13 protein-coding genes and 1 tRNA gene are annotated in these 21,374 nt (G+C 51.0%); 9 read left to right on the plus strand and 5 right to left on the minus strand.

From position 1 onward, the window contains the following. Window positions 1-121 precede the first annotated feature (121 nt). From AB1757_02810 to AB1757_02830, 5 genes are all read right to left on the minus strand, one after another. Window positions 122-1,492, minus strand: a complete 1,371-nt coding sequence (locus tag AB1757_02810) for a PQQ-binding-like beta-propeller repeat protein (GenBank protein MEW6125971.1) — start codon at window positions 1,490-1,492, stop codon at window positions 122-124. A 268-nt stretch (window positions 1,493-1,760) separates the two neighbouring features. Continuing rightward, on the minus strand, window positions 1,761-3,143 hold the full coding sequence (locus tag AB1757_02815) for a PQQ-binding-like beta-propeller repeat protein (protein MEW6125972.1): 1,383 nt from the start codon (window positions 3,141-3,143) through the stop codon (window positions 1,761-1,763). 127 nt (window positions 3,144-3,270) lie between these two features. Then, window positions 3,271-4,659 carry an amino acid permease gene (locus tag AB1757_02820; protein MEW6125973.1) on the minus strand — a complete coding sequence of 463 codons (1,389 nt, stop codon included), beginning with the start codon at window positions 4,657-4,659 and terminating at the stop codon, window positions 3,271-3,273. 48 nt (window positions 4,660-4,707) lie between these two features. Further along, window positions 4,708-7,923, minus strand: a complete 3,216-nt coding sequence (locus AB1757_02825) for a M14 family metallopeptidase (protein MEW6125974.1) — start codon at window positions 7,921-7,923, stop codon at window positions 4,708-4,710. Window positions 7,924-8,103: 180 nt separating this feature from the next. Continuing rightward, on the minus strand, window positions 8,104-9,393 hold the full coding sequence (locus tag AB1757_02830) for a carboxypeptidase regulatory-like domain-containing protein (GenBank protein ID MEW6125975.1): 1,290 nt from the start codon (window positions 9,391-9,393) through the stop codon (window positions 8,104-8,106). Window positions 9,394-9,663: 270 nt separating this feature from the next. Between AB1757_02830 and AB1757_02835 the strand changes: the two genes are divergently transcribed. From AB1757_02835 to AB1757_02875, 9 genes are all read left to right on the plus strand, one after another. After that, window positions 9,664-9,737 (plus strand) — tRNA-His (locus tag AB1757_02835). A 361-nt stretch (window positions 9,738-10,098) separates the two neighbouring features. After that, entirely contained in the window at window positions 10,099-11,307 is a 1,209-nt protein-coding gene (locus AB1757_02840; GenBank protein ID MEW6125976.1) for a S8 family serine peptidase, read from the plus strand. Window positions 11,308-11,340: 33 nt separating this feature from the next. Further along, window positions 11,341-11,685 carry a hypothetical protein gene (locus AB1757_02845; GenBank protein ID MEW6125977.1) on the plus strand — a complete coding sequence of 115 codons (345 nt, stop codon included), beginning with the start codon at window positions 11,341-11,343 and terminating at the stop codon, window positions 11,683-11,685. A 303-nt stretch (window positions 11,686-11,988) separates the two neighbouring features. Next, a complete protein-coding gene (locus AB1757_02850; protein ID MEW6125978.1) occupies window positions 11,989-12,591 on the plus strand; it encodes a sigma-70 family RNA polymerase sigma factor in 603 nt (200 codons plus the stop codon). A gap of 86 nt (window positions 12,592-12,677) precedes the next feature. Further along, on the plus strand, window positions 12,678-13,910 hold the full coding sequence (locus AB1757_02855; protein MEW6125979.1) for a DUF5666 domain-containing protein: 1,233 nt from the start codon (window positions 12,678-12,680) through the stop codon (window positions 13,908-13,910). Between the two features lie 110 nt (window positions 13,911-14,020). Next, a complete protein-coding gene (locus AB1757_02860; protein ID MEW6125980.1) occupies window positions 14,021-14,635 on the plus strand; it encodes a zf-HC2 domain-containing protein in 615 nt (204 codons plus the stop codon). Between the two features lie 124 nt (window positions 14,636-14,759). Next, window positions 14,760-17,663, plus strand: coding sequence for a CHAT domain-containing protein (locus tag AB1757_02865; protein MEW6125981.1), 2,904 nt, complete (start codon window positions 14,760-14,762; stop codon window positions 17,661-17,663). A gap of 21 nt (window positions 17,664-17,684) precedes the next feature. Next, a complete protein-coding gene (locus tag AB1757_02870; protein MEW6125982.1) occupies window positions 17,685-19,712 on the plus strand; it encodes a S8 family serine peptidase in 2,028 nt (675 codons plus the stop codon). 652 nt (window positions 19,713-20,364) lie between these two features. Then, window positions 20,365-21,303: a radical SAM protein gene (locus tag AB1757_02875; protein ID MEW6125983.1), complete on the plus strand. Its 939-nt coding sequence runs from the start codon at window positions 20,365-20,367 to the stop codon at window positions 21,301-21,303. Window positions 21,304-21,374: the final 71 nt, after the last annotated feature.

A 21,374-nucleotide genomic window follows, 5' to 3' on the forward strand; every position in this document is an offset into this window, starting at 1 on the left:
AAGCGGTAACCGTAGAGTTATACTCTGCGTTACCGCACTCCACAGAAGGCGTCTTGCACCAACAAAAAGGCAAGGGAAGTATGCAGCCCTTGCCTTTTTTGTGATTGATTTTGTGAAGCGTCTATTTTCCGGCAGTTGCGGAGGCTTTGTTGGCGATGCAATAGAGATGCTTTTCGCCGCGAATGTAAATCTTGCCGTTGGCTAACGCCGGTGTTGCAAAGACCGGTTCGCCCACTGAATTGGTGCGAATGATTTCATGTTGCGGGCCGGCTTTCACGACAAACGTATCGCCGTCATCGCTGGTGATTAAAATCTTGTCACCGAATGCCACCGGCGATGCCATAAACGAGGCGGGCACCGGAACCCGACCGCCTTCATAAATCACCTTGCCGCTCTGGGCATCTACACAGGTCAGAATGCCTTTATCGGAAATTAAATAGACCAGACCTTTATAAAGAATCGGCGACGCGCAATAGGCTGTGCCCTTTTCATATTTCCAGAGAACGTTTGAGGTTTTGGTCAAATCGCCATCAGCGCCAAGCTTAATGGCAATCGTGCGTTTTTCAGGATAACCCGCCGACACAATCACCAAACCATCGCCAACCAGCGGCACATGAATGGCGTTGCTCTTGACGCCTTCGATGCGCCAGAGTTCTTTGCCGGTTTTCGGGTCATATGAAATCGCGAATTCATTGCCGTTGGTAATGAGTTCCAGGCGCGTTGCGGTTTTTACCAGCACAGGCGTTGACCAACTGACTTCGACCGGGCGTTTGACGCGCCAGACTTCCTTGCCGGTCTTTTTATCCAAAGCGACAATAAAAGATTTTTCGCCGCTATCTTCATCACATTGCAAGATGACTAAATTTTCATAAAGCACCGGCGAGGTGCCGACGCCCATCCCTAAAGTGGCAATGCCGCCGAGCGATTTTTTCCAGATTGGTCTGCCGGTGAAATCATAAGCATAGATGCCTTCGGAACCGAAATAAGCATAAACCAGTTTGCCATCGGTTACGGCTGTGGGCGATGCGTAAGTGTTACGGCGATGGCGATGGTCGAAAACCGTTCCTTCGTAAGCCACCTGTTGCCAGAGAATTTTCCCGGTTACCGCATCCACGCAAATCACGCGCATGGTGTGTTTTTTGTCTGCGCCTGCCCAATCCGGGTGTTTGAACTCTTCTTTGCCGAGCATATGAATGGTGGCTTTGGCACCCGGCACCACTTCACCTTCGGTATCCGATGTTAAAAAGATGCGATTGCCCCAGACAATCGGCGAAGAGTGACCGGCTCCGGGAATCGCAGTTTTCCATTGAATGTTTTTGGTTTCGCTCCACTCGGTCGGGAAATTGGTTTCCTGCGAAATGCCCTGACCATCTGCGCCGCGCCACCCCGTCCAATAATTGGTCGAGCCGGTCTTGGTTTTGGCATCCGCGAGCGACGCGCCAATCAATGCCACACATAATAAGTAATTCACTGCTGCGAATAATCGCTTCATACTTTTTTCTCCTCAGAAAAGCGTCACAACCATACCCTGTACTCAAAAGAGTATGCGCGACTTTGCTTAAATCTTGGCTGGGGTGAAAACTCCTGGTGAAAGATTCCACTGAAAAAAACGTGATGCCCAATGATACTAAAAGCCACCTGATAAATCCATGTGCTGAGTTACAGGAAGCGCGCGCAATCGCACAACCGCGCAAGCGGCTTTTCAAGATTTACGCCTGAACTGATGTGCGGCGTTGCCCTCAACCATCACAATGGTCAGGTTATTTGCTGGCTTTCGCGGCTTTCCCTGCCATAGGCTTTGTCGGTTTTTCCGCGATGCAAAAAAGCGTCTTCAGCCCGCGCACGAAAATCATGCCATCCGAGATTGCCGGGGTTGCCATCAACACTTCGCCGATTTCGTTTTTGGCGAGCACTTCGTATTGTTCTCCGGCTTTAATCACAAACACCACGCCATCTTCGCTCGACAGATAAACCTTGCCATCGGCAGCCACCGGCGAGGCGCTGTACGCGCCACCTTCACCGATGCGCTGTTGATAAACCACTTTGCCGGTTTTGGCATCGAGACATCGCAGTATCGCCTGGTTTTGGCAGATGTAAAGATAATCGCCGTAAATCACCGGCGTCGGCATATAAGCGCCGCCACGTTGCACGCTCCAGGCGATGTATTGATTCGCGGTTTCGCCTTTTTTCAAATCCAGACTGATGTCGCCGGTCGCGCCCGGGCGAATCGCATAAATCGGTTGATTGGGGCGATAGTGATTGACGATGAAAATTAAATCGTGTCCGATGACGGGCGTCGTCGCGGTGACTTCCGGGTTGCCTTTCATCGCCCACAACTCTTTGCCGGTCAGCGGGTCGTAGCCTCTGGCGGCGTGTGTGGCATTGGTAATTAATTCGGTTCGGGTTTTGCCTTCGTAAATCGTCGGCGTTCCCCACGAAGGAATTTCATCGCGCATGGTCTTCCAAATCTCTTTGCCGGTTTTGATGTCATAAGCCGCGATGAAGGAATTTTTCTGCACATCACATTGCAAAATCACCATGCCTTTGTAGATGATTGGCGAACTTGCGGTGCCCCATTCGTAATCCGGGTCGTAAAACCATCCGGCGCTCAAAACGCCGAGGTCTTTCTTCCACATCAATTTGCCTTTGAAGTCGTAACAGTACAAGCCTTCGGAACCGAAAAAGGCGACGACATATTTGCCGTCAGTGACCGGCGTCGAACTGGCGTGCGTTGATTTGATGTGGCGTTTGCTTTTTGGCACGCCTTCGTGCGCCACCCGTTCCCAGAGAATTTTGCCTGTGGTTTTATCCAGGCAATAAACTTTCCAGGTGTGTTTGGATAAATCCTTGTCCGAATCGACATCGCCATAGAGTCCATGACGAAAGTAAGGATTAGGGTCGCTGCTGATGGCAGTCGTCACAAACAGACGATTGCCCCAGACAATCGGGCTGGCGTGAGCCAGTCCCGGAATCGGGGTTTTCCATAAAATATTTTCGCCGGTTTTGGCGTCCCATTTCACCGGGGTGGGTTTACCTTCGGCGACGCCTGAAGCATTGTTGCCGCGAAACGCGGGCCAGTTCTGCGCGTTGGCAAGGGTCGCAAAAAACAGAATGAGTAGAATGGATGAAATGTGCTTTTTCAATGACTCCTCCGCGATATAAAAACAGGTAGCTGGGGTTTCGATAAGAGTTGAACCGTAAAACTATCCTTCATTTTCAGTTGCCCAAGCAAGCGTGGAAAGCGATTTTCGTTGAGGTGTACGCCGAAATTTAATTCTCGGTTCGCTCAAATTGCGGCTCAAGGTTTTCTGCAAATTTTGCTTCGATCTTTTTCAGTCGCGCCCGCCAGATGAGATATACCGGCGCGCCAAGCGCCACCACGCCTAACCCGATGGCGGTTTTAATTGCCTTTTCTTTGGTTTCCAGCGAACTGACAATCGTGTTAATGACGAGCGCCGCGGCTGAGAGAATAAAAATAATCGGCGTCAGCGGATAACCGGGCGTGCTGTAACTGCGCGTCGATTCGTGAAATCGTTTGCGATAAGAAAATATGCTTGCCGCACCCAACCCGTAAAAAATCCAGCCGATGAAGACCACATAGGTGATGAGTTCGTTGAAGGTTCCGGCAAGCGCCAATACCGCAGCCCAGATGCCGCTGGCAATCACCGCCACTGCGGGCGTGCCGAAACGTTGGTGTACCTCTGCGAGTTTTTCAAAAAACAGCCCATCATGCGCCATCGCGAAATAGACGCGCGGCGCGGTTAAAAAGGTGGCGTTGGCGGCGCTGAATGTCGAAATCATCACCGCAATGGCTACGAGTTTCGCGACCTCTGTGCCGAGCACATACATCACCGAGGTGGCGGCAATGCTATCGGATTTGGCGGCGGCTTCCGGTCCCAGAGTAATGAAATAAGCGACATTTGCCAGCAGATAAACGCCAATCAGGGTGAGCATGCCGATTAAAAAAGCGCGCGGAAAATTGCGCTGCGCATTGATGACTTCACCGGCGCTGAAGGTCGCGTATTGCCAGCCTTCATATGCCCACAACACGCCAATCATTGCCAGTCCGAAACCGGACGCCAGGGAACCGTCAATCTGTTTGGGCATCAACGCTTCCATCGTGTGGTCATAATTTCTTCCAAGCCACAATAGCGCGACGCTCATTAGCAAAAGCGCCGCGACTTTGATGATGGTGGTCAGGTTATTTAAATTGGCGCTGCGCTTGGTGCCCAAGACATTGACGGTGGTCATCAAGGCGATGATGCCGACGGCAACAATTTTTGCTTCGGGGTCGGTGAGCGAAACGATTTGTCTGAGGTATTTGGTGAAAGCGACAGCCAGCGCGGCGACTGAACCGCTGGTGATTACCGTGAAAAATGTCCAGCCGAACATGAATGCCGGGAATCGCCCGAAGGCGTCGCGTATAAAAACATAGAGACCGCCCGCCGAAGGGTTGGTGGTACTCAATTCGCCGTAAGTGAATGCGCCCAACAGAGACAACACGCCGCCCACCATCCATACCAAAAGAGCAGGGAAGACCGAGCCGCCAACTTGACTGAGCACTTCGCCGGGCGTCAGAAAAATGCCCGAACCGATGACTGAGCCGATAACGATAAACAACAAATCACGAAAGCCGAGGGTGCGCGCCAGTTTGGTCATGTAGGTAGTCTCAATCCTTTTGAAAATTTTTGAATGGAATGCGGAAAACTATAGACCTTTGGTTTTAACTTTGCTCTCCCAGACAACCACGGGATTTGCGGGGGCAATGCTACCATTATGGGCAACGCCATACAAATTCAGTGACATCAGGAAAACTTTTTTATTAATCGCGCCAATCAATAATCGCACCCGCACGGTTTCGCCGGGCGACAGCAGACTGTCACCGACATTGAGGGTTTGTTGCGCGCCAACCACCTGTTTCGATTTGCGGTCACGCGACAGCAAAACATTCGGACGCGACATTTCGGCAACCCGCAAAAAAGGATTGGCAACCGCAACCGTGCCGCGATTGGTAATATCGAGCGTTAAGGCGAGCCGCATCGCGCCGCTTGCCGTAAACGTCGGGTCATCAAAAGGCGTATCCGTCCAACTCTGGTCAATGCGCTCGGATGAAACAAATTTCATCTCGATGCCGCTGCCGACATTCGTGCCGATGGTGAAATCCGCCTGACTGTCGCCGAAAATAACATTGCCGAACATGCCTTCTTTGGCAGCAACCCGAATGCGCGCCTGCGTCGTCGAGGTGTTCGGTAAAGTAATTTGCGCTTTGGCGACATTGCCGCCGATGTTGCGAAGAAGCGATGTATAACTGAAACCGCCATCGCGCGAATATTGAATTTCGTGTTGGACGGGAATAAACCCTGCATCTTGCGGCAGTGTCCAGGTCACCGTGTAAGTATCGCCCGCCGCGAGACGCTCGCCGCCACCGGGAGAGGCAACGAAAATATTTAAGAAACTGCCTTGCAAGGTCGGCGGTAAAAGGTGCGCAATGTCTTTGCCGCCGGTTGAACCTGTGCCGTCACTTTCTTCGTAAACTTGCCAGCGGTTGGTGCCGATGCCGTATGCCGCAATGGTTTCGGGCATGGCATCGAGTTTGAACCCGACAGCGTCTGTGGCATTCACCGACAATCGCCAGTTATTGGTGGTATCGGTGTCTTGCGGAATGACCACTTCGCCAATCCACGTGTCATTTTGATAAAGGGTTTTTTGCCAGCCTTCGGTTGCGTCAATCTGTACGGCTGTGAGTTCATCAATTGCGGCATTGCGTCCGATGAAAACCTGCGGCGTTTGCGAAGCATCCATCGGTTTTGAAAATTGCAAACGCAACTGCAACCGTCCGGCTTCCATTCCCGTGAGCCGCGTATCGACATTTAAAATGCGCATACCGGCGGATTCAACCCAGCTTGCCGAATAGATTTGTCGCGCAAATCTGCCGTCGGATTCCAATTGATAGGCATTGACGCTTTGCAGCACTGGCGGCGCGCTCACCCAGTTCAACAAAAATTTCATCCCCGCCCAATTTTCCTGATTGGTCAGGTCGATCTGTTCTTCGGGAATCACGAATTCGCAACAGGTCGGGCGCATCTCTACGGTAAACGGCGCGGCGACCTGATTGATGCTGTAGGCATAATCGGTCGATGAGCCTGTGGTGATGTAAAGTTTTTGCGCCTGTTGCGGCGTGTAGATTTTTCCATCCACTTTTTTAATTTCATCCGACATCTGTTTGGCGAGCGTCGCCAGCGTGCCGGAATCAGGTGCAGTCAGTTGTTGATAGCCCCAGGGGTAAAGGATGAGTTGCGAGTAGCTGTGATAATCGACCTGGGCTTTGAAATGTCTCGCGGGATTGCTGACCAACGATTTCAAGGCGCGGATTTCGAGTTCACTGTCGGGTTCGGTGCCGCGATAAATTTCATTCGCCGGGTCGTCGCTCGCCCCTACGTCATCGCGCGTCTGCGGGCAAGGTTCATCGCCGCGCAAGCGCCACTGAAAATCAAAATTGCGATTCAAATCAATGCCGGTTGACCCCGGACATTCGCCCGCTGCCGGAATCGGACGACGATTTTTGCGCCAGAAACGTGTGCCATCGCTTTGCGTCGCCGATTGACTGTAGGTCAACCCATCGGGATTGACAATCGGCACCACCCAGATTTGCAGATGATCGACCAGATATTTGATGGCATCATCGCTGGCATATTTGCTCAGCAACTGATTGGCGAAATAGATTGGCGATTCTACCGAAATCCATTCGCGCGCATGGTAACAGCCGGTGATTAAAACATCGGGTTTCGATGAATCGTCAACTGCCGTGTCGCGGCTGATTTTGAGCGCGAAAATCGGGCGGTTTTCATAGCTTTGTCCAAGCGTGACGAGCCGCGCCAGGTTCGGATAGGTTTGCGTGAGCGCGGTAAATTCCGTGAGGGTCTCTTCCACCGTGTGATAACGCCCTTCGGCTCCGTCGGGCGCAAGGGTTGCGGTTGAAAGGTTTCCCGGTGAATTGTTTCCCGATAAACGATTTTCAAAACTGAAGGATTTGCCGGGAAAATATTTCTGCACCGCTTTGCTGAAGGCTTTCTGCGTATAAAAGCCGGCAAGCCGGTAGCCGCGCCGGGTGTAGCGTTCGTCGATATGACGGTTGATGGCGTCAGGCGTGTCGTCAGCCGCGAAGACATCCAGATAAGCGATGAAGCGGTCAGTGGCGAGCAGCACATTTTCACTGTCACCGAGCCAATTGCTGTACCCGGCGGCGGGTTGGGCATTTTGGCTGAGGTCAATGACGGCGACGCGCACCTGCGTGGGCGTTTCCGGTTGGAACTGGTCGCGCGCGGCTTTCAGTTGTTGAGCCTGCGCCTCGTTGGTTTTTAGGGCTTTTTGAAAATCGGCAAGCGAATCGTAAATCACCGAAGAAGTGATGCCGTTTTTTTCGAGTTGTTCAAGCAGGTAAATCGGCGCAGCCGCGATGGTTTCATTTGCCTGTGAAAACCAGATGTCGGTTTCCAGATTGTGCGCTTGAGCGATTTGTAAAACCGTTTCGCTGGCGGCATTGATTTGCGCCAGTTGGGGAATGAACTCTTTGCGTTCGCGTTCAAGGCGAACCTTTTCGTAAGCTTCCCACGCCTGCTGTTTGAATGCGGGATTTGTGGCGTTGAGCGCGGTCTTCCAGAGTTTTAAGGTTCCCGGTTCGTCTAAGTATGCGAGTTCAGTTAGGGTTTGCTGAAAGAGTCCGGCATCGGCGGTTGCGAGATTTTCTTTTAACCCGAGGTGGCGTTGTTCGCGTAAGCGCAACTCGTCATTGCCGGTTTGAGATGAGCGGTTGATTTGCGCCGAGACAAAGTTTTGCCAGCGCGCAGGCGCGATTAAAATTGCGAGAGTTATTAAAAGAATAATCGCCGTAATCCATCTGCGGCTGATTAAGGGTTCCTTCATCAACATGCCTTCTGCCAATTTTTTGCAGGGATTTTGGGAGCGCGTCTTTTTGAGATTGCCATTATGACAAGTCTTGTGGGGCGAATGCAAAGGCTGGAGAGCAAACTCGCCAGGAAACCAAGAAAAAAGCCATGCTGCAATTGCGGCATGGCTTTTAAGAGTCAGCGGTACAGAAATACCTTAGTTGGGCTTCCTGGTGCCGCGTTTTGAGGGTTTTTCCGCTTCAATCTTGTAAGCGTTCTTGACGGCTTCAAGCGCTTCTTTGACAGCCGGGACGCGGCGATCATCGGGCGGCGCTTTGGCGACGAAATCACCCAGAGCATTAGCGCCTTCCTGAATGATGTTGCGTTCCTGCGAAGCAATCAAAGTGAGTCCGAGACCATACAGTGAATTGATGTTGTTCGGGTCGGTCGCCAGCACTGCTTTATAAGCGGCTGTGGCTTTTTCGGAATCACCGATAAAACGATAGGCATCGGCTTTCCATACGCCCCACTTGGTTTTGTTGGTTGCATCAAGGGTTGCGGCTTTGTCAAAGTTGGCGACGGCGGTATCCAGTTTGTCAGCCTGTCCATAGTGTTCAATTAAGAGCATGACGTTTTTGGCATAAATGCCATAATAGACCAGCAAATCGTTATTGATGTTCGGTTCAGCAGTGTCTGTGGAAGCCAGTTCGATGGCTTGTTGCGCCGAAGCCACAGCCTTTTCAAAATTGCCTTTGGCATCGTCCTTCTGCTTCTTGTTGAATTTTTCTACGCCTAATTGATAATTGCCTTCGGCGATATTGGCATTGGATTTATATTTGATGCGTTTGAAATCGGCATATTTATTCATTGCTGCCGCGTCAATGTTCGAGGCGGCGGCTTCAAATTCCGATAGCGCGCCGGGAAAATTGTTCTGCTGCATCATGCCAACGCCGGCGTTGTAATGGTCAACCGAGGCTTTGTAAGAAGCGTTGACCGATTCTGCTTCGGCAACTTTTTTCTTGTACTCTTCCTCTTCTTTCCTGGCTTTTTCTTTATCGGCAGCCGACACCTGTGGAGTGCCACCACCCGTGGCAGCGCCGCCACCGCTCTTTTGTTGGGCGATTAAGGATTGCACCTGTTCCAGCGTAGGCGTTGAGCCGTCGCCCGGATTGCAGACCACATCAACCACAGAGGTTTGTGTCAAGCGCACGTTGTTTTGAAATGTCCATTGCAGACCGGGACCGGAAACGACCAGTAGATAAGTTCCCTGTAAAGGCATACCGAGTCGCACATAATGACCGGCTTTGTCGGTCGTCACGTCCCACTTTCCTTTAATATCCATGCGATAAATATCGATTCTTGCGCCCGCCACCGGTTTGGTGGTGCCATCGGCGTTTTTCACTTTTATGGTGCCTTCGACGGGACCGGTTTGCGCGAAAACCGCAGCGCCTAACACGAAAACCGTTGCCGCAAGCAAAAAGATTTTCTTCATCACCGAGTTAAACATTGTTCTATTATCCTCCGTTGCCATCCGCCGAGAATCGGGCGGTTGATTAAAATTATTGCCGACATACGATGCCTTTTTGCGGGCATCTCGTTGGTAGTTGAATTGCGAGATGAATATTTTTCTGTATGTCTAAAGCGCCACTGAAAGTTCCAGTTTATAAAACCTCACATGGGAGTGTCAACGCGACAAGCTTTTCTCTGAGATTGACAAACGCGCGACCTTTAAGCGAAAGTAATGGCGCATCCGTTAGCACAGATGCTTGAAAATCTGGAGGGTATAGCTCAGTTGGTTAGAGCGCCAGGTTGTGGCCCTGGAGGTCGTGGGTTCGAGACCCACTACTCTCCCTCATAAAAATTTGCAGCCATCCCCGCGATGGCTTTTTTTATTCTCGTCCACCGTAACTTTGCACTCTGCGAGTTCCACTTTCCGATAACCCTTCATTGCGCGGATTATAAAATGAATGGCTAATCGGCTACGCCAACCCGCAATCAAAAACCGTTTACTTAACGCGGCGTCGATATTGCCACTTCAAAATAGCGGGCATCGCCTATCCGCACTGATGTGCAAATCGCCTGCTTGATTTCCCTGAACGTATCGCCAACCGACCCGACCATTCCCTGAGACCAATGTAATGTTTATTGAAAAACCGCATTTAACGATGGGGAAAATATTTTTGCACCTGAAAATTCAAGAAGGGAGTTCACTATGTCAACACAGATCACGCAACAAATGCAGGCATCCGGTGTAGCCAAAGTTCTGGTGTTTTTGAAACCCCAGGTCAAAGGTTCTACATCGGCAATACGGTCAAGTCTCGAAAATCATTTCGTGCGTTCGGAACGCAGTCAAACCACCGCGTTGGCGGAGAGCCTTGGCGTCAAACCCTCCAGCGTTCCAACCATGCGTTACTATCCCAATTTAGGTGTCGCGTTGGGCACCGTAGACCGTGATGGTCTGGCAGCCTTGAAAGCCGATGCCGCCGTCGAAAAAGTTGGCGGCGCGCCACAGATCAGATTGATTCGTCCGGTAAAAACCGCGACCGCAAGTCTATCAATCGCGATTACCTGGGGAATCAAGGCGCTTGAAATTCCGCAACTGTGGAATCAGGGACTGACCGGCAAAGGCGTATTGGTCGGGCATCTCGATACCGGTGTCGATGGCAAACATGCGGCACTCAAAAATGCGCTTGTCGATTTTACGGAATTCGATTTACTGGGCAAAGAGGTTATGCCGAAACCCAAAGCTTATGACAGCGAAGACCACGGCACGCACACCGCCGCGACAATTGCCGGTCGCGCCGTTAGCGGAAAATCCGTCGGCGTCGCTCCCCAAGCCGATTTAGCCAGCGCCCTGGTTATCGAAGGCGGCGATGTCATAGCGCGGGTGTTGGGCGGCATGAACTGGGCAGTTGGCAAAGGCATTCGCGTGTTAAGTATGTCTTTGGGATTTCCGGGCTATTGGGATGATTTTTTGCAATTGACCAAAGTGCTCAGGGCGCGCGGCGTCTTGCCGGTGTTTGCCGTCGGCAACGAATATGCCGGAACCAGTCGTTCGCCGGGCAACTATGCGCAAGCCGTATCGGTCGGCGCGCTGGATAAACATAATCAGGTTGCCGATTTTTCATCAAGCCAGATTTTCAAGCGCAAAAAAGACCCCATCGTCCCGGATTTGGTGGCTCCCGGCGTCGATACGATTTCAGCCAAACCCGGCGGCGGTTATCAATTGATGAGCGGGACTTCGATGGCAACCCCACACATTGCGGGCTTGGCTGCTTTATTATGGCAGGCGAAACCAACTGCCACGGTCAGCCAGATTGAAAAAGCCATTTTTGCTTCCTGCACCCTGCCACAAGGGATGTCAAATTTGCGCGCCAACCGCGGCATTCCCAATGCGCCGAAAGCATTAGCCGCTTTGTAACCGAAATCGCTTAACTGATACTATTGACTCTCTATGAGTAAGAAACCGCATAAAGTGAAAACCGACCCCGAATTGATTAAACAAATTAATGCGGTCGCTGCCAGCAGCGAACCGATTCAGGCGGTTTTCACTTTGGCGCTGCCCCTCAAAAAATTGACTGACCCGCACATCGTTGAAGCGACCGCCAGACGAATTGTTGAAAAGGTAACCAAAGAAGTTGGCGTGTCTCCCGAAGACCTGAATATATTTGAAAACCTCGGTTCTTTCGTGGTCTCAGCCAGGGCTGCTTTCATTCGCGAAATGTTGAATCAATCGGAAATCTCTGCGGCAATGGCAAACCGTCAACCCAAGGGTTCGATCAAATTAAAGACCGCTTGAAGGGCAATGGCATTAAGTTAAGGAGCATTGCTTACCGGGAATGCGGACGTCCGCGCCCGCATTCTTATCTTTAAGAGGCATCGGAAAAACAAAAATTGCGCATCAGGCAGACCGGTTCCACCGTCCAATTCCATCAAATCTGACTTCAGTAACCGGATAATTCTGAAATCACCAATTTGATTATGGTTGCCAACGTCATACGCCTATGCTAAAACAGCCGCGTTTGTCATTAGTTCTTGGTCATTTGTTTTACAGATTGCCGCCGCGATGCAATCGGGAACTGATGACCGGAACGGTTGAGAGATGACGCCTAAACACCCGAGTGACGCACCAACCAATTACACGCAGTTCACCGATAGCCAACTGGTTGTTGCCTGTCTTGAAAATGATGCGCTCGCCTGGGAAGCCTTGATTCATCGTTATCAACGGTTGATTTATTCGATTCCCATTAAGCACGGCTTTTCATCCGTTGATGCCGCTGATGTCTTTCAATCGGTCTGCTTGATTCTGCTGAAAAATCTCGCTGCTTTACGCAAACAGGAAAAACTTTATTCATGGTTGATGACCACCACGACACGCGAATGCTGGCGCGTCGCTGCACGCTGGCAACGCGACGCCTATGAACGCGAAGGCGATGAGGTGACCGGTAGATTGGAAGAAGCCGCCATCATCGAACCGCTTGCCGAAGACGAACAACTCGCGCTTGAACGCCAGCACCTCGTTCGCGAAGCCATTGCGCGACTTTCTGAACGTTGCCGTCAATTGATTACCCTGTTGTTTTACAGTCAGGATGAACCCGCTTACGCGGAGATTTCCAGACGCTTGCATATCCCTGTCGCCTCCATCGGGCCGACGCGCGCCCGCTGTCTGCAAAAACTTAAAAAGGATTTGCAAAATATTTTTTAACCACAGGTATTTTTTTCTCGCGGGCTTTTCTCCATTACTCGGACTGCGCAGTCTAATCCGTCAAATAGATAAGAGGAGAATAAGCAATGAAAAAAATAATTAACCTAAGCGGACGAATTTTAGTGTTCTCGCTGCTCATCTGCTTCCCCATTCTGGTAGCGAAAGCCGAGACTGCGCGGGTTCGCGGCACCATCCGAGCCGTTAATCTCGAAGAGCGAACCGTCACCATCCACACCCGACAAGACAGCACAGTGGTTTTAAACACCAACGAACAGACCGAAATCACGCGCAACGAACGCCCTGCGCGACTGAGCGATTTACAAACCGGCGACCGTGTGCAGGCTGCTTATGAAACCGAAACTTTACTCGCTTTGCGCATCACCGCCACCGGCGAAGACACCCCACAACTGGCAAGAGTCGAAGGCGTCATTCAAAACGTCGATACGGGCGCGCAGACGCTTATCATTGCGCCACGCGAAGGCAATCCGGTTACTTTGCAGGTTTCCGCTAACACTGAAATTACCCTTGATGGTCGTCCGGCAAGACTCGATGAATTGCAAAGAGGATTCAGCGCCGGAGCCACATACAATCCTGCGAATCATCAAGCGGTGAGAATTTCTGCTGAAGGCTTTGCCGAAATTCGCGGCGTCATCAGCGCCGTCGATACGGCGCAAAACACCTTCACCGTGGTTGCCGGTGAAAGAACCGTGACGCTTACGGTTACCTCAAGCACGCAAATCGCTTTGAATGGTCGTCCCGCCACGCTTGCCGATTTACGTCGCGGCTATAAGGCGCTTGCGACCTTCATCCCCGCGAATTTCGTAGCCATTCGCGTCGCCGCCGATTCGCTTGCAGAAATTGCCGGGCACATTCGCTTAATCGAAGGCACAACGTTGACCATTGCGCCGCTTGTTGAAGGTAATCCGGTGCGTTTGTTCGTTACCCACAACACAGAAATCACCATCAACGGCGAGCCATCGACTTTTGACCGATTGCAAGTCGGCATGGCAGTTCGCGCGGTTTATGATGTCGCGGCGCTTACCGCCGCGCGCCTTGCTGCGCAAAGCGATGCGGGCGAATGCACCGCCGCGCGTGTGCGTGGCGTCATTAGTCGCATTGATTTGGAAAATCAGTTGATTGCCATCACGCCGCGAGACGCAACGACGCCGGTTATTTTAAATGTGGTTGAACGCACGGTGATTATGTTGAATGACGCACCGGCGCGACTTTCCGATTTACAGGTCGGGATGCGCGCAAGCGCCGCTTTTTGCCGGGAAACTTTGAACGCGACGGAAATTGCCGCGCGTGGCGGCAGATAAACCGGTTGCTATTGATTAAAAGCTTTGTGAGCGCGGGCGAACCATGAGGATTTGGATAGGTAAGGGAGAGCCTATCGCTTGCGCTCACAAACGATTTTGCGAGTTGTCATATGAACTGCCCACCATTTGAAAAGCTCATCGCTTATCTGGAAGGCGAAGCGGATAAACCGCTGACGCTCGCGGTGCATTCGCATCTCGAAAGTTGCGCGAGTTGCAACGCCGCCCGCGCCTGGTACGAGCAGGTCAAAGCGATTGCGGCAAATGATGAAACCGTCGCGCCACCCGAATGGGTTTTGCGAAGAGCCAGTAAAATATTCGGCTCACAAAATTTGCGCGAGACCTTTGTTGAGCGCGCCGGACGCCTGATTGCGGCATTGGTTTTCGACAGTTTCGGCAACCTTGGGTTTGCCGGGGCGCGTTCTTTTGCAAGCGCCGAACGCCAATTGCTTTATCGCGCCGAACCCTACAGTATTGATTTGCAACTCACGCCGGCAGCGGACGCGCAGGGTGAACTGAAAGGGCAAATTTTGCGCGATGATGAATTCAAATTCGATTCGGTTGCCGAGGTTGAATTGCATTTGCTTCGTGACGGGCAAACCATACTGACGACCAACACCAATAAATTCGGGGAATTTTCGCTCTCTAAACTGGCAACCGGCAATTATGATTTGCAATTCGAGACCCGCGAAATTTCTATCACGGTCGTCGGGTTGCCTGTAGGATAATGGGAAGTCCGGAGTCGCGAGCCTGGAGTCCTTGCTTAAGTCGTTTTGCAAAACCGGACAGAACAGTAATTCGGAACCAAATAAAACTTTAACTGTCGGACTCCAGACTCCAGACTTTTTGAATATGAGTAAATCGCTGGCAAACAGATTGATTGAAGCGGAAAGCGCGCAAGTGTTTTTGCGCGAATTGGGGCGTCGTGCGGATGCGCAACTATTTGCCGCCTTAAAAAATCAGGCTGACCAACTGGCGTATTCAGATATTGCGCTTGCTAAACGCCTGGTTGAAAAAATCGCCCAACTTGCCAAACTCATCAAAGAGCCGTTGGCTCAAGCCTATGCTGATGCCAGTCGGGCGCGCCTGTTGCATTTGCTCGGACAACATAAAAACGCCAGTAAATTTTATCAATCGGCAATTCGCGCTTTTCAAAAAAACCAACGCGCGCTTGAAGCCGCCATCATTCAAAAACAACAGGTCGATACGCTTGCCGAACTCGGACTTTATGACCAAGCGTTGCGGGTTGCGGCGCAGGCGCGGCGTATTCTCAAACAAAAAGACCTCGTACAACTTGCGCAACTCGAAACCAACGTCGGCAACGTTCATTACCGTTTAGACCGTTATCGAAAGGCGCTGACGCATTATGACCGCGCCGCCAAAATTTTATCCGCCGTTGGTGATAAAAGAATGCTGGCGATTGTTGATGGCAATCGTTCGAATATCTTTGCCGAACTCGATAGACCCCGCGAAGCCGCTGCTTTACTTGAAAAGACCGCGAAAACTTTTGCCAAAGCCGGACAACAATTTGCCGCCGCGCAGGCGCGCGCAAAAATCGCTTATCTCTATTTTTTGCTTGGCAACTACAATACGGCGCTCACCAGTTATTACGAAATCCGCGACGAGATGGAAGCGCTTGGCGAGAATCAACAGGTGGCGTGGTGCAATCTCGAAATCGGCGAAATTCTGCTGGCGCTCAATTCATTCGATGATGCAATGGAGCGCGCAACCCGGGCGCACGATTCGTTCAAAGCATTCGCCATGCCTTACGAAGCGGCGCAGGCGCTACTCATCTGCGCCTTTGCCGCAATGGGTTTGAAACATACAGACGGCGCGCAGGATTATTTCATTCGCGCCCGCAAAGTTTTTTCTAAAAGCGATAATCAGATTGTCGTTGCGCAGATTGATGCCTATCGGGCAGAACTTGCCTTGAGACAAAACGACTTGTCAAAAGCCGAAAGGCTGGCAGCCGCGGCTTATCGAATTTTTTCGCAGCAAAAATTGCTCACCAAAGCAGCTTATGCGAGATTGCTGCTGGCGCGTGTGGCTTATCAGGTGAATGCCTTCACCAAAGCCAAACGACTGGCAAAGGCGACGCTTGCGACAATCGAAAAGCTTTTTGCGCCGACGATTGCTTACCAGGCGCATCACCTCATCGGCAAGATTGAAAGCCGTCAATACCATAACCGCGAAGCGCTGCAAAGTTTTCGTCGCGCCATTGAAATCATTGAACGGATGCGTGGGGCGCTCACGGTTGATGAATTCAAAGCATCTTTTTTACGCGATAAAATTGTTGTATATGAAGACGCCATCAACGCCTGTCTGGATGAAGGCAGCGATGCCATGCTCAAAGAAGCTTTCCGTCTGGTTGAATCCTCGAAATCGCGCGCCCTTGCCGATTTGATTGCCGGTTATTTGCGCGACGCTTCGCAAAACCGCTCCAGCCAAAAAAATGTCGAGCAAACGGGGCGCGCCAAATTGTTGAAATTGATTGAAGAGTTGAATTGGTATAACGCGCAAACCAATCTTGATGAACAAAAGGGCGGGCAACGCAAAGCGATGGTCGCGCAAAAATATGTTCGGGAAATTGCGCGTTGCGAAAAACAGATAACCGAACTGTTTCGCAAGATGGAAATTGCCGGTTCGGAGTTTGCCGAGATACACCGTATGCAGGCGCTCACGGCAGAGGAAATGTCTGCGGTGTTGGACGCCGATGAAATCGCCATCGAATATTTCACCACAGCTGATAGCGTGTCGGCATTTATCGCTTCGCGTGATGAAATTAAACTCGCGCGCCATATCGCTGCAAAACCTGAACTCGAAGCGTTGCTCGCGTCACTCAGGTTTCAAGTTGAAAAATTTAATTACGGCGCGGCATTTGCCGATGAACATTTTGAACAACTCAACTTTGCCATCAATCAACATCTGATTGAAATTTATCGCAAAGTCTTTGCCGCCATTGAACCGCACCTGAACTGCGAAAAATTAATCATCATCCCGCATGACGTTTTGCATTATGTGCCGTTTCACGCGCTCTTGAACCGTCGCGGGTATTTGATTGAACGCTTTGAAATTTCTTATGCGCCAAGCGCCACGGTACTCAAACTTTGCCGTTCGCGCAGTCAAAAAAACAATTTGCAATTGAATGTGCAAAATACAAATTTCAATCGGCAAGCATTTTCAACCAAATCCGCAATTGAACTGGTGGCGTTAGGCATTGGCGATGACGAGACGCCAAGCATCGAATCGGAAATTCTCGCGCTCAGAAAAATTTTCCCGCAGGCGGTGACGCTTACCGGAAAAGCCGCAACGCGAGAAAACCTCCTGCGCTTTGCCGGTCGCGCAGAATTTCTGCATCTCGCGTCACACGGCTATTTTCGCCGCGATAATCCGATGTTTTCGTTTTTACAGCTCGCCGATTCGCCGCTCAATTTTTACAGCCTCCTGGATTTAAAACTGCGAGCCGAAATGGTGACGCTTTCGGCATGTCACACCGGCATGAATATGGTTTTTCCGGGCGATGAGTTGCACGGACTCATGCGCGGCTTTTTATATGCCGGAGCGCCGACACTGGTGGCAAGCCTCTGGGCTGCAAATGACACCTCGACATCTGAGTTTATGCGAGAGATGTATGGGCAAATCCAGGCGGGCGCATCGAAGCGCGCCGCCATTCGCGCCGCCCAACTCGCTGTCAAAGATGCTTACGGGCATCCCTATTACTGGGCACCTTTTGTATTAATGGGAAATCCGAATTGATGCAATCAAGTGAGGGAAATTATGAAACGTCTCCTACTCATTCTATTTTCGCTGTTGTGCTTGCCAGTGATTTCGCAAGCGCAAACTCCAGACCCCGCGCGTGCTTTTGCCAAAGGCGAAGTGATTGTTGAAATCAAACCGGGCGCGTCCATTGAAGCCATCAATGAACGCCATCGCACAACGGTACTTGAACGCCTGTACGGGACAAATTTTTACCGGCTGAGGACGCCGAAAAATAAGAGCGAAATCAAATGGCGCAAACGTCTGTCGAAAGACGCCGATGTCTTGAGCGCGGCGCTCAATCCGGTGATCAGCAGTCCGAGTCTGTTCGGGCGTTCGACCTTCAGTTTTCCCGAAGGCTTTGCCACGCCCGGCTTTCATCACGCCGATTTTTCCGCCCAACAACCGCTTTTTGATTGGTTGAAATTGAATGAGGTGCAAAAACGCGCCACCGGCGAAGGCATCGTGGTGGCGATTATTGATACAGGGATAGACCGGCTGCATCCCCTGCTGCAAAACAAAATCTGGCGCGACGCGCGCGCGCGCGCCGATGTCCCCGAAGATAATCTTGATAATGATTTGGATGGTTTGCTCAATGACAGTTGGGGCTGGGATTTTGTTGATCACGATAATGACCCGACCGAAAAGCCCGATGACCCGCAAAAAACCGTAGCCGGGCACGGCACGTTTATCGCTGGACTTGTTACCTTGCTTGCGCCGGACGCGCGTATCCTGCCGGTTCGCGCGTTCCCGGCTGATGGGCAAAGCGATGCGTTTACGGTGGCTTCGGCAATTAAATATGCCGCAGACCACGGCGCACAGGTCATCAATCTCAGTCTGGGTTCGCCCGAAGTCTCTGAACTGCTGCAAAGCGCCATTGAAGATGCGCGCGCCCGTGGCATTATCGTGGTCGCCGCCGTCGGCAATGACAATGATGAAAAGACGCCGCAATTTCCTTCAAATATGGAGAGCATCCTGGCTGTTGCCGCCGTTGAATTGAGCGGACAGAAAGCGCCGTTTTCCAATTTCGGCGCGCATGTGGATGTTTGTGCGCCGGGTTCAAAACTCATCAGCGCCTATCCGGGAGCAAGCGAAGAAAGTTTTGCCGTGTGGAGCGGGACATCGTTTGCCGCGCCGCTTGCCGCCGCCGAAGCGGCTTTGATTTTCAGCGCCGACCCGAAAAATCCCGATGTGAAAAAATTGATTGAAGAGACCGCGCAAAGTCTCGACGCCGTCAATCCGGGGCTTGCAGGAAAACTCGGCAAAGGGCGCATTGACCCATTGAATGCGTTGCAAATGATTAACAGCAGCGATGCGATTCGCCCAATCAATGAAAACTATGCGCAAACCGATTTAAGCGCCGTCGCTTTGCCGGAAGCCAAAGGCAGAGCCTCAATCATCTTTTCGGATGCGCGACAGATTTTTCGTTTAGAGGCGTACAACCTGAGCGTGCGCACCAGCTATAAACTGTTTATCGATGGCAAAGACCTCACGCTTGAAAGCCCGCAAGCCGAGCGCAGCGTCACCCCGCTTGGCACGATTCGCTATGAGTTTTCAACCGAGCCGGGAAAGGTGGCTTTGCCCGCATCACTCAATCCTGTCAGTAACATTCATCACATAGAAGTTCGCGATGCTTCGGGAGGCATTCTCATTTTGCAGGGCGACCTCAAGACCGAAGCGCCGGAAATTGTCCGCGCACTTGAAAAAGAGGCGCGATTGCTCTCGCCCGCTACGGTTGCGAAAGTGGGAGGACGCGCCAATGTGAAAATTTTAAATGCCGACCAGATTCTCCGCATTGAAGCCGATGCGCTAACGTCTGATACCGCATATGCCATTTTCGTTGATGGGGTATTTTTAGGGACGCGGTTTGCCGATTCGGGATTCATACGGGCGCAATTTTCCAACAATCCGAGCTTCGGACAACTGCTGCCGCCGGCGCTTTTGCCACTTACGAATGTGCGGCTGATTGAATTGCGGAATCTGCGCGGCGAAGTGATTCTGCGCGGTCAATTCAGCGCCGTCCCGGTGGCGGCTTCACCAATTCGTTGAAGTTTAAAAACTCGATTTAAAGTTATCCATTCGGAAAGCCACTTTTTTGAATGGATAACTTTTAGCATTTCCGTTTGACACTGCCTGCCAAAATCCATATTCTTTACGCCACTTTTAATCGGTTGCCTTAAAACCGGAGTGAACCAATAAGCAATAGCTTGATGTAGAAATCTGTCCTCATCTAAATCGTTCACTTGACTCGATAGGGCGCAGTTTTTAAAATCGCCAATTCGTTATCTTGCCTGACTGAGTCATAACGACCTGCTAAAGGTCGTATTAGGCAAGGCTGGGTCAATTATTCGTGTTTACGTTTTCGTTACCTCAGGGTTTTGTGTCAAAAGCAGAATAAGGGGTGTGAAGTAAAACAGCGACAAACTTGCTTTGAAAAATTTATTTGCAGAAATAATTTGATTTAGGTGGAATAAAAGCGGTATGTGGGCGGATTACCTAAAAAGGTACGGCATTTGCTGTTACCTAATTCGGTCTCTTGTGCAGGCATCATCATAAGTCACAAGATGCTCGGTCACTCTTGATTCCGATTCATTGGCTTATGAAAACCTCAACCAAGCTCAAAATCTATTGGAGAGAGTTTAAGTTTCTAGCGAAGGGTGTTTTTTCGACCAAGCACCCCATCCTGGCGCATATCATCCCGATGCGGCGTTGTAATTTGTCGTGCACCTATTGCAATGAATATGACGATTATTCCAAACCGGTGCCGCTCGAAGAGATGTGTAAACGCTTAGATAAGCTGGCTATGCTCGGCACCACTGCAGTTATCATCAGCGGCGGCGAACCGCTCATGCACCCCGACATCGAAAAGATCATTGCGCGCATTCGGCATCACAAAATGCTTGCTTGCATGATTACCAATGGCTATTTGCTGACTCAAGATAGGATCAAAGCTCTCAATGATGCGGGGCTTGAATACATGCAAATCAGCATTGATAACATCAACCCCGATGAAGTCTCAAAAAAGAGCCTCAAGGTTTTAGATAAAAAATTGCAATGGTTGTCGGCGCTTGCACATTTTAAAGTCAACATCAATTCGGTGATTGGCGGGGGGATTAAAAGTCCCGATGATGCGTTGGCGGTTGGCAGTCGCGCCGTTGAACTGGGTTTTTCAAGTTCGCTTGGCATCATTCACGACGGGCTTGGCACCCTTAAACCTTTAAAAGGTCTTGAGCGCGAAGTCTTCAACAAGATGAAGACGCTTGGAAAAAAGGGGCACACGCGGGTCAACCAATTTCAAGATAATCTCGCGGACGGCAAACCGAACAAATGGCGGTGTCGCGCAGGGGCGCGTTACCTCTACATTTGCGAAGACGGGCTGGTGCATTACTGCTCGCAGCAACGCGGCTATCCCGGCATTCCGCTTGCCGAATATTCCTTTGAAGATATTAAACGCGAATACAACACCAAAAAAGCCTGTGCGCCGTATTGCACGATTGCCTGTGTCCATCAGGTTGCGGCATTCGATAACAAACGCAACCCGCAATTGCTTCCGGCAAAAGGTCTGGTGGAAAAAGAATCGGTACAGGCGATTCGTCGTCTGGTGCAGTTAGAAGTGCGCGGCGACCATCGCGCCAGTTAAACAGAACAGCGGGTAGAAGTTTTAAAGGATGTGAGTCGAGCGATTCTCATCTTTACAATTGGAAAAGTGCA

The organism is Acidobacteriota bacterium, from assembly GCA_040754075.1.
Classification (GTDB): domain Bacteria; phylum Acidobacteriota; class Blastocatellia; order UBA7656; family UBA7656; genus JBFMDH01.

Excerpts from the sequence above, each read along its gene's own strand:
- AB1757_02810 (MEW6125971.1), bottom strand. The coding sequence starts at position 1,492 with ATGAAGCGATTATTCGCAGCAGTGAATTACTTATTATGTGTGGCATTG.
- AB1757_02855 (MEW6125979.1), top strand. The coding sequence starts at position 12,678 with ATGAAAAAAATAATTAACCTAAGCGGACGAATTTTAGTGTTCTCGCTG.
- AB1757_02820 (MEW6125973.1), bottom strand. The coding sequence starts at position 4,659 with ATGACCAAACTGGCGCGCACCCTCGGCTTTCGTGATTTGTTGTTTATC.
- AB1757_02860 (MEW6125980.1), top strand. The coding sequence starts at position 14,021 with ATGAACTGCCCACCATTTGAAAAGCTCATCGCTTATCTGGAAGGCGAA.
- AB1757_02845 (MEW6125977.1), top strand. The coding sequence starts at position 11,341 with ATGAGTAAGAAACCGCATAAAGTGAAAACCGACCCCGAATTGATTAAA.
- AB1757_02830 (MEW6125975.1), bottom strand. The coding sequence starts at position 9,393 with ATGTTTAACTCGGTGATGAAGAAAATCTTTTTGCTTGCGGCAACGGTT.
- AB1757_02870 (MEW6125982.1), top strand. The coding sequence starts at position 17,685 with ATGAAACGTCTCCTACTCATTCTATTTTCGCTGTTGTGCTTGCCAGTG.
- AB1757_02865 (MEW6125981.1), top strand. The coding sequence starts at position 14,760 with ATGAGTAAATCGCTGGCAAACAGATTGATTGAAGCGGAAAGCGCGCAA.
- AB1757_02825 (MEW6125974.1), bottom strand. The coding sequence starts at position 7,923 with ATGAAGGAACCCTTAATCAGCCGCAGATGGATTACGGCGATTATTCTT.
- AB1757_02875 (MEW6125983.1), top strand. The coding sequence starts at position 20,365 with ATGCGGCGTTGTAATTTGTCGTGCACCTATTGCAATGAATATGACGAT.
- AB1757_02850 (MEW6125978.1), top strand. The coding sequence starts at position 11,989 with ATGACGCCTAAACACCCGAGTGACGCACCAACCAATTACACGCAGTTC.
- AB1757_02840 (MEW6125976.1), top strand. The coding sequence starts at position 10,099 with ATGTCAACACAGATCACGCAACAAATGCAGGCATCCGGTGTAGCCAAA.